Source organism: Collimonas arenae (genome assembly GCF_000786695.1).
In the GTDB taxonomy this organism is placed as follows: Bacteria; Pseudomonadota; Gammaproteobacteria; order Burkholderiales; family Burkholderiaceae_D; genus Collimonas; species Collimonas arenae_A.
Genome location: NZ_CP009962.1, coordinates 589,517 through 602,631, shown reverse-complemented (window position 1 = coordinate 602,631; position 13,115 = coordinate 589,517). Strand labels below are relative to the sequence as shown.

Genomic DNA, 13,115 nt, shown 5'->3' with positions numbered 1-13,115 from the left:
ACTTCGTTGCATCCCCCCTCAACCAAGGAGCCACCATGCAACGCATTGAACACATTTACATCAACGGCGAATTCGTCACACCGCACGGCCAGGAATGGTTCGACCTTCACAACCCGAGCACAGAGGAAGTCATCGGCCAGGTGCGGCTGGGCGATGCGCAGGACGCGCAGCGCGCCATCGCGGCAGCCCAGGCAGCATTCCCGGCCTGGTCACGCACCACGCGCGAGGAGCGCATCGCAGCCCTGCAGCGCATGCACGCTGCCGTGGCGGCACGTGAAGATGCGCTGATGGAAGCCATCCTTGCGGAATACGGCGCGCCTTTGGTGCGCGGACGCTGGATGGCGACCTATCCGGCCGATGTCATTGTCCAGGCGATCGATGCGCTGAAGTCCTTCGCGTTCGAGGAACAAGCCGGCGCGGCAACGGTGATCCAGACGCCAGTGGGCGTTGCGGGCCTGATCACACCCTGGAACAGCAATGCGGGCTTCATCTGCAACAAGCTGGCCACCGCGCTGGCGGCAGGTTGCACAGCCGTCATCAAGCCCAGCGAGATGAGCGCGATGCAGACGCAGATCGTGGCCGAGGCGCTGCACGAAGCCGGCCTGCCCCCGGGCGTGTTCAACATCGTCAATGGCCGCGGCGATGTCGTCGGCGAGGAGATCGCACGCAACCCCGGCATAGCCAAGATCTCGTTCACGGGCTCGTCCGCGGTGGGTCAGCATCTGCTGGTCACTGGTGCTGCCACGATGAAGCGCGTAACGCTGGAGCTTGGCGGCAAGTCGCCCACGGTGGTGCTGGATGACGCGGACTTTGCCGCCATCATGCCGCTGGTGCTGCACGCCGGTTTCATGAACAGCGGCCAGGCCTGCATTGCGGGCACGCGCATCCTCGTGCCGCGCAGCCGCCTGGCCGAATTCGAGCAGATCGCGAAGGAGGCGGTCTCACACATTCAATCCGGCGACCCGCGCAATGCCGATACCGACATCGGCCCGATGGTGAGCCAAAAGCAATGGGAGCGGGTGCAGGACTACATCCGTATCGGACAGGAAGAAGGCGCGATATTGCTGGCGGGTGGCGAGGGCCGGCCTGCTGGCTTGCGCTCCGGCTGGTTCGTCAAGCCGACCGTCTTTACCCGTGCCAACAACCAGATGCGCATCGCGCGCGAGGAAATCTTCGGCCCCGTGCTCACCATCGTCCCCTACAAGGACGAAGCTGACGCAATCGCCATTGCCAACGACACGCTCTATGGCCTGAGCGCCCTCGTGTTGGGCAAGAACCGAGACAGTTGCGAACGTGTAGCGCGGCAGATTGATTCCGGCCGCGTGCTCATCAACACCCTGGCGCACGAGCCGCGCGCACCATTTGGCGGCTTCAAACATTCGGGGCTCGGACGGGAAATGGGCAAATGGGGTATGAGCGCCTACTTGGAAACCAAGACCTTGCTTGGCAACGCAAACTGAGCTTAGCGGGAGTTCTTGCCAGATACGCTCGTACTTGCGATTAATAAATCGCCTGGACTACCGGCGTTCAGAGCACGCAGGAGACACTCGCAAAAATTATTTACAGGAATAGATTGGTACACCCAGATAAAAGATAAATATAGCTCGTTAAAAAATTAGTAAACAACAAAAAACCCAGACAGGCTCTTTGCCTGTCTGGGTTTTGTTTACAGAATTAAGCTTACTGGATCTTAGAACGGTTGTGCATATCAAAATATGTGAACAACTGGCGATGCCATAGCTAAAATCTTTAGTTAACCGTGACATTTTAAGAAAAAAAGTAAACAACTGGGAAATTATGCGCTCGTTGTTTACATTTTCAGATTGTCACGAGGTACAAAAAATAAGATATCTGGGCGCAATTAGTTTTAGGGCAGCTACGAGGCTGCAAAAAAAATAAATGGATGGTGATCGATTAACTTGAAGGGGCAATTGCTTATGTGTGTTAAGCAATATCCTTGGATGGATTCATAGATTGCCGGGAGCCGACGTGAAAATAATAGCACAAAAAATTAATTGGCAACCAATTTACCGTTCAAAATTATGACAAAAACGGCAATAAGGTGGGTGCTCCGTTTTCATTAGATATACTCTTGGGTGTGTGGGCTCGAAATACGACCTCGACATGCTCGAAGCAACATCTCAAGCTTTGCGTGATGCCGATGGTGTTCGGAAGTATCGATTTTTCACATCACTTAACGTTGAGCTTGATGGCAAGGCGCCCTTGGATATTTTGGCTGAAGGTAATTTAGAGCAGGTTGTGTTGGCTGCAAAAAGCTTCCGAAAGCTAACACGTCGAACATAGAGCGTCGAGCGTCAGTATGGAGAAGTAAAATGGTGAATAAAATGCCACCGCCAATCGACGATTGGGAGTCGAAATTGGCAGAGGTCCCTGATGATTTCCCTCATGTCGGAATTACCTCCGCTATTGGTGGCTTTCAAAATAAGTTAGCGCTAACCGGGCGCGACGAAAAATATTACACTTCAGGGAATGCGCCAACCGAACGTTACCAGCAATGGTGCACATGCGAAGACCTGGTCCAACAATACGCTACTCAATACAGACAAGCGAAAGCCGGTGAGCATTCGCATATCGCGGCGGAAGACCTGCTGCGGGAGCACCACGAGGTAGCCACAAAAGCTGGATGGGGACTCAGCATAGAACAGCTTAAATATGTCTTTCGCCAGGTGACGAGCCAGCTTGGATTGCCTTCCCCTGAACTGCAGGACAGACCGTGGTATCCGTCCTCCGTTCATGTCGACGATTCAATTGTCGAAGAATTCAATAAGCGAATGAATAGCTTGCCACAAACAAAGTCTGCGCTTCAAAAAATGCTTGAACAAAGGCTCCGTGCCATCAACAAAAGTAGGTGAGAATCAATGTTCAGGCCATGAAAACGTTTTGAGCTTCGTAATTCCATGTTCTATTGAGTTCGCTGGCAGTAACGGCAAAACACCAATATCGCGAGATGCAGGCGTTGGTGCACGTTGACCGTTGCGCCGGTTCTGGCCGACCTGCTGTGCTGGCCCACGCTGACCTATCCTTATTGCGTTGACCTCGCTGTTCATGATTGATCGACTGATGCGTATTGCGACGGACAGCAAACGACCGAGGCTGTGTGAAAACGCATCGAACTAGTAGACTATTTCTCGATACAAGCGTCAAATCGATATTGCATATTTGACCGAGGCTTCGATGAAACGCTTTGTCCAGGGAAGAAACAGATCGAAGGGTTCAACGAGATCAACAAGCAACTGCAGCAGACGCCAGATAAACAAATATCTCTGACAGATCCGGGTGCCAGATCCATGGCCACGAGTGGCCGTGGCACAGGCATGGTGGGCTACAACGTCCAGACTGCGGTCGATACCAGAAACCATCTGATCGTGTCGCATGAGGTGAGCAATGTCGGGCATGACCGAACGCAGCTGGCGTCGATGGCGGCACAAGCGCAAAACGCAATCGGAAAGCAAGATTTGACTGCGGTCGCAGACCGCGGCTATTTTAGCGGAGCGGAAATTCTCGCATGCGAGAAGCTTGGCGTGACGCCATTGGTACCGAAACCTCTGACCTCGGGCAACCGGGCACAATAAAGGACCGTTGGCGCGAGCCAGGAAGAAATTCATGGAATATAAATATCACGTCTTCTACGACTACGATGCGGCACGACAGTCGACGGGCGGACTATTATTTGGAGCGCAAGCTGACTGGACATCAAAAAAAGGGGATGGAAAGTCTGTAGGCTAAAGGTCACGATTAATTTCTGTGACATGTCGCGAATAAAATTGACAAATACATTCGAGGCAAACGAGTGTCTGGAGACGGTTTCTGCTGTTCTCCGCGGACCTCACCAGCCTTATTACACAGGCGCTATGTGACAGCTATCCATGCCAACCTAGTTACCCACGGATATTTGAAATGAAAACGGCCCGCGTCAGCGGGCCGTTTAATAGTTGGGGAGAATAGTAACGCGGAACTCTTCGTCACAGACCGTTAAAACCTAGCCCCTTTGATCTGTTGCCAATTACCAATGGCATGCGTGTATACTAACATATTCTGCCTCCCCTAAGCCAATTCTTTATGCGATTCGATAATAAGATCAAACCCGTCAACTGTTGGTGCTGATTGAAACTTGACCCAGCGGGGTGCGGACAATAACTTGGACTACTTGGAGGTAGTTCATGTACTCATACGAAGACCGCATTCGAGCAGTCAAGCTTTATATCAAGCTCGGGAAGCGCATTCGCCCGACCATTCGGCAGTTGGGCTATCCAACAAAGAATGCACTCAAGAGCTGGTATCGAGAATACGAACAAAGTCGCGATCTGCAGGTGGGCTATGTGCGCTCAAGGCAGAGGTATTCTGAGAAACAAAAACAGGCGGCGGTTCAACATTACCTAGAGCACGATCGCTGTATTGCTTCAACTATGAAGACACTGGGATACCCCGGCCGTGCAACGCTCACTGGGTGGATTGATGAACTGCACCCCGAAGTTCGCCATCGCGTTATCGGCAGAGCTGCAAACGTACAGTACTGCCCTGAGTTCAAGAATGCGGCAGTCATTGATCTGTGTACCAGGAAGACAAGTGCACAAGCAATTGCTCAAAAACTAGCAGTGTGCAGGCCGACGTTGTATAACTGGAAGAATCAATTACTCGGTCGTGAGGCACCCCCGTCCATGAAACGCCAGAACGATTCAAAGCCAGTTCCTGAACAGACGGAGCTGCAGCGGCAAGTCGAGTCGCTTCAACGGGACATCCGGCGATTACAGCTTGAACACGACCTATTGAAAAAGGCCAATGAACTGTTAAAAAAAGGCCTGGGCGTCGATCTGCAGATCCTGAGCAACCGGGAGAAGACGCTGCTGGTTGACGCCCTGAAGCAAACCTATTCGCTGTCAGAACTCTTTGTTGAACTTGACCTCGCCCGCAGCTCCTACTTTTATCATCGGGCCCAACTCCGGGGCGCTGACAAGTATGCTGATGCGCGTCTTGCCATCACCGAAGTCTTCGAGTGCAATCACCGTTGCTACGGTTATCGGCGGATGCGTGCGGCACTTGGCAGGCGCCAGGTGTTTATCTCGGAGAAAGTCGTACAACGTTTGATGAAGCAGGAACGTTTGGTCGTCACCGCTAACAGAAGGTGTCGGTATGGATCCTATCTGGGCGAAATCAGCCCAGCGCCAGAGAACCTCATCAACCGGGACTTCCAGGCTGCCACCCCAAATGAGAAATGGCTTACCGACATCACGGAGTTCCAGATCCCGGCTGGGAAAGTGTATCTATCGCCCATGATCGATTGCTTTGATGGCTTGGTTATCAGTTGGTCCATCGGCACACGTCCAGATGCCGATCTGGTGAACACGATGTTGGATGCAGCCATCGAGACGGTAGCCAACGGCGGAGATCGGCCTGTCGTTCACTCTGATCGTGGCGCCCACTATCGTTGGCCTGGATGGCTCTCAAGGATACACAACGCAAAGCTGATTCGTTCGATGTCGCGCAAAGGATGCTCACCCGACAATGCCGCCTGTGAGGGCTTCTTCGGGCGGCTGAAGACGGAGTTGTTCTACCCTCGTGACTGGCAGGCTACAACCGTTGAGCAATTCATTCAGGTAGTTAATTCTTACATTCGCTGGTATAACGAAAAGCGCATCAAGATATCCCTTGGCTCACTCAGTCCCCCTCGAATACCGAGAAAGCCTCGGATTTACGGCATAAATCAGTCCAAGTTTTACGCCGCACCCCCACTGGGTCAATTTTCGGTCAGCCGCAACATCTCTGAGATGAAGCCTTGCTGAACATGATTGCTACGAGATACGCTGACAGCCGGGAGACATTGCTGTGCAATGTGGGTTTTCTATAGCAAACCGTCGTCGTCCTGATCACCCGCGCCATGTCTGCGGCAGTCAAACGCACCGGACGGATCGCGGGCATCGTGGTCGCCACCGCCATATGCCGCACCGCGTTTGCCAGGCCTGACCGGCGCAATGGCTTCAGTCTTTTTCGGCAACAGCGGCGAGCGCAACAGCACGCCGCCGACCGCGCCGCTCATTGCCAAATAGCCGGTGCGGTCGCTAATACCTGCCACTTCGGCAATTGGCGGCTCATCCGCGCCGGACAGATTGCCGGCGCTGATTCCAGTTCTCTGTCGCGTCTCAGTCGTGGCGCTTTCATTGATCAGCCACCTACTACCGTCGATGAAATCCGCAATCAACCAGTCTCCACTCTCCGGCATCGGCGCAACGTCAACAGTACTGACCGCAAACTCGACGCCAACCATCGGCGCCGGTTCCGATACACCGAAGATCGGTTCTGAGCTAGCTGTCAGGCTTGCCGGCAGCGCCACAGAATGGCCGGTATGGTCTTGCGCCAAGCTGATCTGCTCCTGATCGTCCACGGTGGACGACCTGAGCGCTGCCATACCGCATGCCGCTGTTCCAGACGTATTCATTCCACTTACCCTTCCTGCATTTCGCCAAAACTTTCCAACTCGAATACCTGCCCCATCTGACCGGCATGGCGCAACTCCTCGACCACGGCATAGACATGCGCTACCGCCTCATAGGTCGATTTCGGGATCACCTTATCGGCCTGGCCGGTGGCGTACAACGAGCGCGCCAGCCATACATGCCGGATCACCGGTATGCCGCACTCGCGCGCCCGCACGATCATGGCTTGCGCAGTTTCATCCTTGCCTTTGGCCAGCACCATCGGCACCGGCACTTCGCTCGGGTCGTAGCGCATCGCTATGGCAAAATGGGTGGGATTGACCACCACCGCGTTAGCGTTCTCGGTATTCGCCACCGGCGCAGACATCGCCAGCTCCTGCGCTATATGTTTGCGCATCCCCTTCACCATCGGATCGCCTTCCGATTCCCGGTATTCGCGCTTGATATCGTCCATGCTCATCTTCAGCGAATTTGTATGGGAACACTTCTGCAAGCCAAAATCCACCAGGCCGAAGCACAGGCAAATTCCAGCGATAGTGCGAAACACCGAATGCAGAATCGCGATGAATCCGAAGTAAATATCCTTGGGTTCGCCGCCGGACAATTTCACAATGGTCGGCAACTGTTCGCGAATCACGCTATACATCATCAGTGCGATCACCGCCGTCTTGAGCAGCATGATCGCCACTTCACCTAGTTTTTTCTTGGAAAAAAGCTGTTGCACACCATTCACCGGATTCAGCTTATCGAAGTTCAGCTTGATCACTTCAGGCGAAATCAACACGCCGAACTGTCCCCAAAACGCCGACACGCCAACCACCGCACAGGTGACAAAAACCGTGCAAAAAACGATGAGCAGCGTAGTGCCGGCAGCAACCGTCATTTCCCACATCGCTTCCGGAAACGGCTGCCCAATACGCATGAACGCCAGATTCATCATCGCCTGGATCGATTCGCGCCACATTTTTTCGGTGCCGAACGCCAGCTCGCCGACCGCCACCAGCGTGCATAATTTCGCCAGATCGCGGCTAACCACCACTTGCCCCGATTTGCGCGCATCCTCTACCTTCTTGTCGGTCGGTTCTTCGGTCTTTTCGCTCACTGCTGGCCGCCTGCCTGCAACAGCAGCGCCGCCAGGTCCAGCATGTGCGCAAAGTCGCCGCTGACGTAGTGCGACAGCGTAGCCCAATAGACCAACAAGATGAACAACCCGGCCAGGCTCTTGACCGGCGACGACACGAAAGACACTTGCAGCCCCGAGGCAAATATGCCGATGATGGCAAAACCGAAATCGATCAAGAGCAAGGGAATGATGACCGGCCCGCCGTACACCACGATATGCCAGAAGAATTCACCGAAGCGCTGCATCAGCACTCCCATATGCCCGGTCTCAAATGGCGGCATCAGGCTGAACGCCGGCCACAGGCCGTAACTGTCGATCAAGACGCGCACCAGCGACACCAGCAACCCCGCCTGGATCATGAGCACCACCACCGCCTGCATCAGCAGCGCGCCGGTGGCGCTGGCATCGGGATCGCTGTTGGACTGGATCTGGATCGGCGAGCGTTGCGCATCCAGGATCGAGCCGATCGACTGCGTCACCCACATCGGCATAGCCAGCAGCACCCCGAGCAGCCCGCCGATGGCTGCCTCTTTGAACGCCAGCGCGCCGGCCAGCATATACCCCGGCTGGAACTCCTGCACAAAGGCATAGGTCGGCAATAGCGCCGGCAACGCTATCGCCATCGCCACCGCATTACGGGTAATCCCGACCAGGGTGCGCGAGCCGAAGCAGGGCAAAATCGCCAGGCATATATAGGAACGCGGTGTAATCAGCGCCATCGACACCAGCAGATTCTGAGCATCGATAAAAAGTGTGGTCGCCATGATGCTCCGTGTGGTTGGCGATATTGCTATCGGCCGACGGTCGATACCAGCGACAGGCCGGTATCGGTAAGTTGGATGATTTCGCTGCCCAGCCAGCGCCCCATCAGCGCCAGCGTTACGGCCACAGAGATCAGCTTGACGATATACGGCAGGGTCTGATCCTGGATCTGGGTGATGGCCTGTATGATGGATATCAGGCAACCGAACAACGTCGCGACGAGCAGCGGCGGAGCCGACATGGCAATCACCAGCCATAGGCCCTGCTGGAAGAAATTGAGTGTATCGGGCATGGCGATTTCCTTTGGTTAAGCGGATGACGGAGTGCGCTGCGATTTGATTTGTAGATTGGGCTGCAATCGGGCTGCAAATTCCGACGTCCCTTTGATGGCCGTCAAATGTCGGGTTTTCCAGGCCAATCCGCGCGGCCTCTACAGATACGACATCGCCAACGCATTCAACAACTTTCCCCAGCCGTCCACCAGCACGAACAGCAGTAGCTTAAGCGGGATCGAGATGGTCTGCGGACTGACTTGCTGCATGCCCAGCGCCATCAGCAGGTTGCCGATCAACAGGTCGATCACGACAAACGGGATGTAGATCAGGAAGGCGATCTGGTAGCCGGTTTGCAGTTCGGACACGACGAAGGCCGGGATCAGCACCAGCACGTCGCTCGAAGTGGCTTCGCGGGCGACATCTTTCGGCCATAGCTTTTTGGCCGAATTGAGGAAGATTTCACGCTGCTCCGGCTTGCTGAAGCGCAGCATGAAATCGCGCAGCGGCTCGAACGCTTGCTTGGCCTGCTCCATCATCGGCGCCGAACGCACATCGACGTTGCGCGTTTCCACCGCCATCACGCGCTTGCCGATTTCCTGCACGGTGGGAGCCATGATGAACACGCTCATCGCCAGCGAGATGCCGTAAATCGCCAGGGTCGGCGGCACTTGCTGAACCCCGATGGCGTTGCGCAGCACCAGCAGGACCAATGAAATTTTAAGGAACGAGGTCGTAGTCACTACAATCAGCGGTATCAGCGACAGTAGCCCGAGCAGGACTGCGAATGAGACGACATCGGTCTGACCGTTCAGCATGCTCCGGCCCACTGCACGACGCGAATCCCGAGTTGCGCGCCGACCTCGACCAGCTCGCCGCGCCCCAGCGTGCGGCCCGACGCGACAATCGCCACCGATTCCGGAGAGCCGCCGTTAATCTGCAGGATATTGCCGGCCGCCAGCGTGCGCAGCTCGCCAAAGGTCATCGAAATTTGTCCCATGCGAAACTCCAGCAGCACCGGCACGTTGTCCAGCACTGCTTCCTCCTGCTGCACAGCGGCCGCTGCCAGACCGGAATCCGCATCATGATCCGCGCCGGGAAGTGCTGTTGTAGTCGATTCAGGCACGCTTGCGGCCTTGGCGTTCAACTGATCAAGGTGTTGTTCGTAGTTGGCTTGTTCCAATTTTTTCTCCAGAATGATGATTTTCAGCGAGCAAGGCGCGAGATATTGAACCCGGGCAGCGATGTCTCCCAAACCGAGATCGCCTTCACCGCGGCACAAGAAGCGCGGCGTCGCCGGCACGATCACATCGCCGGCCTGAACGCTAGCCAGCGCCGCCGCAGGCAGCACATGACTGGCCAGCGTGACCGGCCACGACAGCGCCAGACCGGCCCAGCGCTCGAATGCATCCGGCACGCTGCGCCAGCCGCCAGCCGCTAGCCAGGCCAGCATGGCCGAGGCCTCGGCCCGTATCTCGCTGATCACCGCGTGCTGCGCGCTGCGCACCACCAGTTGCAGCGCGACGCCGTCGGCAAATATTGTGTGAGCACCGCGAGTGAGTTGGGTTGCAGCGGCAAACGGCGTTGCCTGCAAGCGCCCCAGCGCGGCCGATCGCAACCATTGCGCGCCGTCGCCATCACCATCGCCCGGCGCATCGCTCAGATCGATCCCACACAGCGCCCGTATAACGCGCACTCCCTGGGTCAACTGAATCGCGCCGTAAGGGCCGGCCAGGGTCAAGGCACCGGACAAGGCGTCCTTACTCGTATCCTCATTGGCGAGGAACAAGCTGAGCGCAATGTCGCCTTCGGCAGACGAGCGCCGGATATGGCACCCCCTCCCGATCCGGCGCGACAGCGCTGCCTGCCCGGGCGACACGCTGGCGAATGCACTGATCGCAACCGCAACTGCATCCCCGGCATGGGGCAGCTTGATACAAACATCTGGCATGGCGAACTCTCGGAAAAATGGTCCGCACTGCACGGAAACTACAGTACGGTAAGAAGCACATCTCGTCCTATACGTTGCGCCAGACCCCGTTCCAGTTCCATTCGGCCGCGTTTTAATTGCCCGCCGAGCGCTGCGCTAGACGGCGACAACAGCAAGCTGGTCTTGTCAGGCATGCGGTTGACCACGATTCCCAGGCTGTCGCCATTTCCCAATATCAGCTCGAAAATGCCATGCTCGCCCGCCAACGGCAGCATGGCGTCGGCCAATCCATCTAGTTCCAGGCCCTGCTCTTGCAACACGCTCGCCCTGGCAATCGCGCCGGTGTCGGCCGAGCCGCTGCCATCCTGCTCTGGATCTTGTTGTTGCCGCGGCAAATTCTGCTGACGCAGCGGCCAGCCGTTCAGCGCCGGCGCGCAATCCTGATCACAGCCATCAGCTTCCGCATCGGCGGTTCTGGCTTGCGCCGCTGCGCGCCTGGGCACCGTTTTATTTGGCGTTGCATAGGCCGTGTTTCGCACCGCAGCCAGGGCCGGGGGCGCGCTAGCGGCTGGCAGCGCTTTGAGCATAAAAGGCGGAGCCGTCGCTCCGGCATGCCGCTGCTCCTGACGGCGGACGAGCGGTGGCAAAGGTGCCTTGTGCACACTGTGTACGTTCGACATATCAATCGTCCTCCGATGGTCGTTGCGACCTGATTTCATCCCTCAAAATCGACAATTTTTCCAGCTGCCGACGCGCCTCGGACAATTGCTGATTGGCATCGAAAAAAGCTCGTCCGGCAACGCGGCAGGCGGCAACCGTCTGCCACGCCTGTTGCAGCAGCAAGGCCGCCGCCTGCTGCAAACGCTCGTACACCGCTTTGCTCTGACGGAATTGACCGCTACTCGTCGTCATCTTGAAAAAGCCGGCCCGGGCCTGCTGCCAATACGCCTGCGCTTGTGCAACAGCATCGCTCCAGCCCTGCTTCTCCTGGCGCAGCCGGGCGCGCTGCTGACGCCATTGCTGGCGCGCTTCAAGCCGCTCGAACTCCATCCGGTCCAGTCGCTGACGCCGGACGGCGATCAGCTTGTCCAGGCTTTTGTCTTCCTTTTTTCTCTCGGCCACATCGATCAGCTCGCGCTTCGAACGCTTGCGACCCATGCTGTCGCAGCCTTGGCGAACACTCATTCCGCCAGCACCGCCAGGCTATCCAGGGTGTCGCCGATGGCAGAAGATTCGCGCGTGTCCTGCCGTAGAAAATCCATCTGCGCCGGCCGTAAGCGCACTGCGCGATCCGCCAGCGCATCGCGCCCTGGCTTGTATTCGCCGAGCCGGATCAGCAGCTCCATCTCTTGATATTGGGTCAGCAGCTGGCGGAACTGCGATGCCGCCTTGCGCTGCGCCGAACTGCTGACATTGCTCATCACGCGGCTGATGCTGGCCAGCACATCGATTGCCGGATAATGCCCCTGCTCCGCCAGCTTACGGGTCAGGATGATATGCCCGTCCAGCAACGAACGCGCCTCGTCGCCGATCGGATCGGAACTGTTCTCGCCATCCACCAGCACCGTATACAATGCCGTGATCGAGCCCGCAGCGACGTTGCCGGCGCGTTCGATCAGACGCGGCAGCATGGTGTAGACCGACGGCGTAAAGCCGCCGCGCGCCGGCGGCTCGCCGGCGGCCAGACCGATCTCGCGCTGTGCCCGCGCAAAGCGGGTCAGCGAATCCACCAGCAACAGCACATTCTTGCCGCGTGCGCGAAACGCCTCGGCGATGGCGGTCGCGGTGAATGCAGCGCGCGAGCGTTCCATCGAAGTGCGGTCCGAGGTGGCGCAGACGATAATGGTTTTTTTGACCAGCTCGGCATCCAGTTCATGCTCCAGGAATTCATTGAGCTCGCGGCCGCGTTCGCCGATCAGGCCGAACACGATCGCATCGGCATGGCAGCCGCGCGCGATCGCCGCCATCAGCGTGGTCTTGCCGCAACCTGGGCCGGCGAACACGCCGATGCGCTGACCCAGCCCCATCGTCAGCAGACCATCGATGGCGCGCACCCCGGTCGGCAGCAAGGTCGCGATCCGCGGCCGGTCGGTAGCCTTGGGTGCATCGCGGATCACCGGCACCGTCTCCCGCCAGGTCGAGATCACTTCTGACGCCGCCGGCGCGCGGAACTGCATACGGCCAAAGCCGTCCAGCACGCCGCCGAACAGATGGTCTCCAACCTCGATCGTGTGCATGCGCCGCAGCGGTTCAATCACAGTGCGGGTCGACACCCCTTCCAGCGGGCTGAGGGAAGACAGGATCGCGGCACGGTCGGTAAAGCCCACCACCTCGGCCAGCATCGGTTTATCTGGATGGGCCGGATTGATCAATTGGCACAATTCGCCGATTTCCACTGGCGGCATATGCGCTTCGATCAGGGTTCCCAGTACCTGCGCCACCTTGCCATGGCTGCTGAATCCGGGTGCCGCAGGCAAACGCCGCAGCCAGCCTGCGGCCCGTGCGCCGACTTGCGCCAGCGCCTGCTCCTGAGCGGCAGCATGGTCGATTGCATCGCTCGCCGAGGCACTCATCAG

Annotated in this window: 13 protein-coding genes and 1 pseudogene; 5 read left to right on the top strand and 9 right to left on the bottom strand. The window is 57.3% G+C overall.

Annotation, left to right across the window (positions count from 1 at the left end):
• Window positions 1-35 precede the first annotated feature (35 nt).
• The 5 genes and pseudogenes from LT85_RS02615 (at window position 36) to LT85_RS02600 (ending at window position 5,721) form a co-directional block, all read left to right on the top strand.
• The gene (locus LT85_RS02615; RefSeq protein ID WP_038484883.1) at window positions 36-1,460 is read left to right on the top strand and encodes an aldehyde dehydrogenase family protein; all 1,425 of its coding nucleotides are present in this window, start codon (window positions 36-38) and stop codon (window positions 1,458-1,460) included.
• A gap of 664 nt (window positions 1,461-2,124) precedes the next feature.
• Entirely contained in the window at window positions 2,125-2,304 is a 180-nt protein-coding gene (locus LT85_RS26365) for a hypothetical protein (RefSeq protein WP_156117415.1), read from the top strand.
• 29 nt (window positions 2,305-2,333) lie between these two features.
• A complete protein-coding gene (locus LT85_RS02610; protein WP_038484880.1) occupies window positions 2,334-2,873 on the top strand; it encodes a hypothetical protein in 540 nt (179 codons plus the stop codon).
• 378 nt (window positions 2,874-3,251) lie between these two features.
• Window positions 3,252-3,587: pseudogene (locus LT85_RS02605) on the top strand (transposase); the annotation flags it as partial.
• A gap of 594 nt (window positions 3,588-4,181) precedes the next feature.
• Window positions 4,182-5,721, top strand: a protein-coding gene (locus LT85_RS02600) for an IS3 family transposase (protein WP_253273653.1) whose coding sequence is annotated in 2 segments (ribosomal slippage) — window positions 4,182-5,681 and window positions 5,683-5,721 — 1,539 coding nt in all. Because the reading frame shifts where the segments join, the coding sequence is not laid out codon by codon here.
• 139 nt (window positions 5,722-5,860) lie between these two features.
• Here LT85_RS02600 and LT85_RS02595 read toward each other — a convergent pair.
• From LT85_RS02595 to LT85_RS02555, 9 genes are all read right to left on the bottom strand, one after another.
• Window positions 5,861-6,454, bottom strand: a complete 594-nt coding sequence (locus LT85_RS02595; RefSeq protein WP_156117414.1) for a hypothetical protein — start codon at window positions 6,452-6,454, stop codon at window positions 5,861-5,863.
• Between the two features lie 5 nt (window positions 6,455-6,459).
• Window positions 6,460-7,554 (bottom strand): type III secretion system export apparatus subunit SctU, encoded by a 1,095-nt coding sequence (gene sctU / locus LT85_RS02590; protein ID WP_038484871.1) that lies wholly within the window; start codon window positions 7,552-7,554, stop codon window positions 6,460-6,462.
• Window positions 7,551-8,339 (bottom strand): type III secretion system export apparatus subunit SctT, encoded by a 789-nt coding sequence (gene sctT, locus LT85_RS02585; RefSeq protein ID WP_038484868.1) that lies wholly within the window; start codon window positions 8,337-8,339, stop codon window positions 7,551-7,553. Before sctT ends, sctU begins: the two co-directional genes overlap by 4 nt.
• Window positions 8,340-8,365: 26 nt before the next feature.
• On the bottom strand, window positions 8,366-8,629 hold the full coding sequence (gene sctS, locus LT85_RS02580; protein WP_038484865.1) for a type III secretion system export apparatus subunit SctS: 264 nt from the start codon (window positions 8,627-8,629) through the stop codon (window positions 8,366-8,368).
• Between the two features lie 138 nt (window positions 8,630-8,767).
• On the bottom strand, window positions 8,768-9,427 hold the full coding sequence (sctR, locus tag LT85_RS02575) for a type III secretion system export apparatus subunit SctR (protein WP_038484862.1): 660 nt from the start codon (window positions 9,425-9,427) through the stop codon (window positions 8,768-8,770).
• Window positions 9,421-10,560, bottom strand: coding sequence for a FliM/FliN family flagellar motor switch protein (locus LT85_RS02570; RefSeq protein WP_038484859.1), 1,140 nt, complete (start codon window positions 10,558-10,560; stop codon window positions 9,421-9,423). The genes sctR and LT85_RS02570 overlap by 7 nt, the downstream gene beginning before the upstream one ends.
• 38 nt (window positions 10,561-10,598) lie before the next feature.
• A complete protein-coding gene (locus LT85_RS25185) occupies window positions 10,599-11,219 on the bottom strand; it encodes a hypothetical protein (protein ID WP_052134594.1) in 621 nt (206 codons plus the stop codon).
• 1 nt (window position 11,220) lies between these two features.
• A complete protein-coding gene (locus LT85_RS02560) occupies window positions 11,221-11,724 on the bottom strand; it encodes a hypothetical protein (RefSeq protein ID WP_038484856.1) in 504 nt (167 codons plus the stop codon).
• The gene (locus tag LT85_RS02555; RefSeq protein WP_081991956.1) at window positions 11,721-13,112 is read right to left on the bottom strand and encodes a FliI/YscN family ATPase; all 1,392 of its coding nucleotides are present in this window, start codon (window positions 13,110-13,112) and stop codon (window positions 11,721-11,723) included. The genes LT85_RS02560 and LT85_RS02555 overlap by 4 nt, the downstream gene beginning before the upstream one ends.
• Window positions 13,113-13,115: the final 3 nt, after the last annotated feature.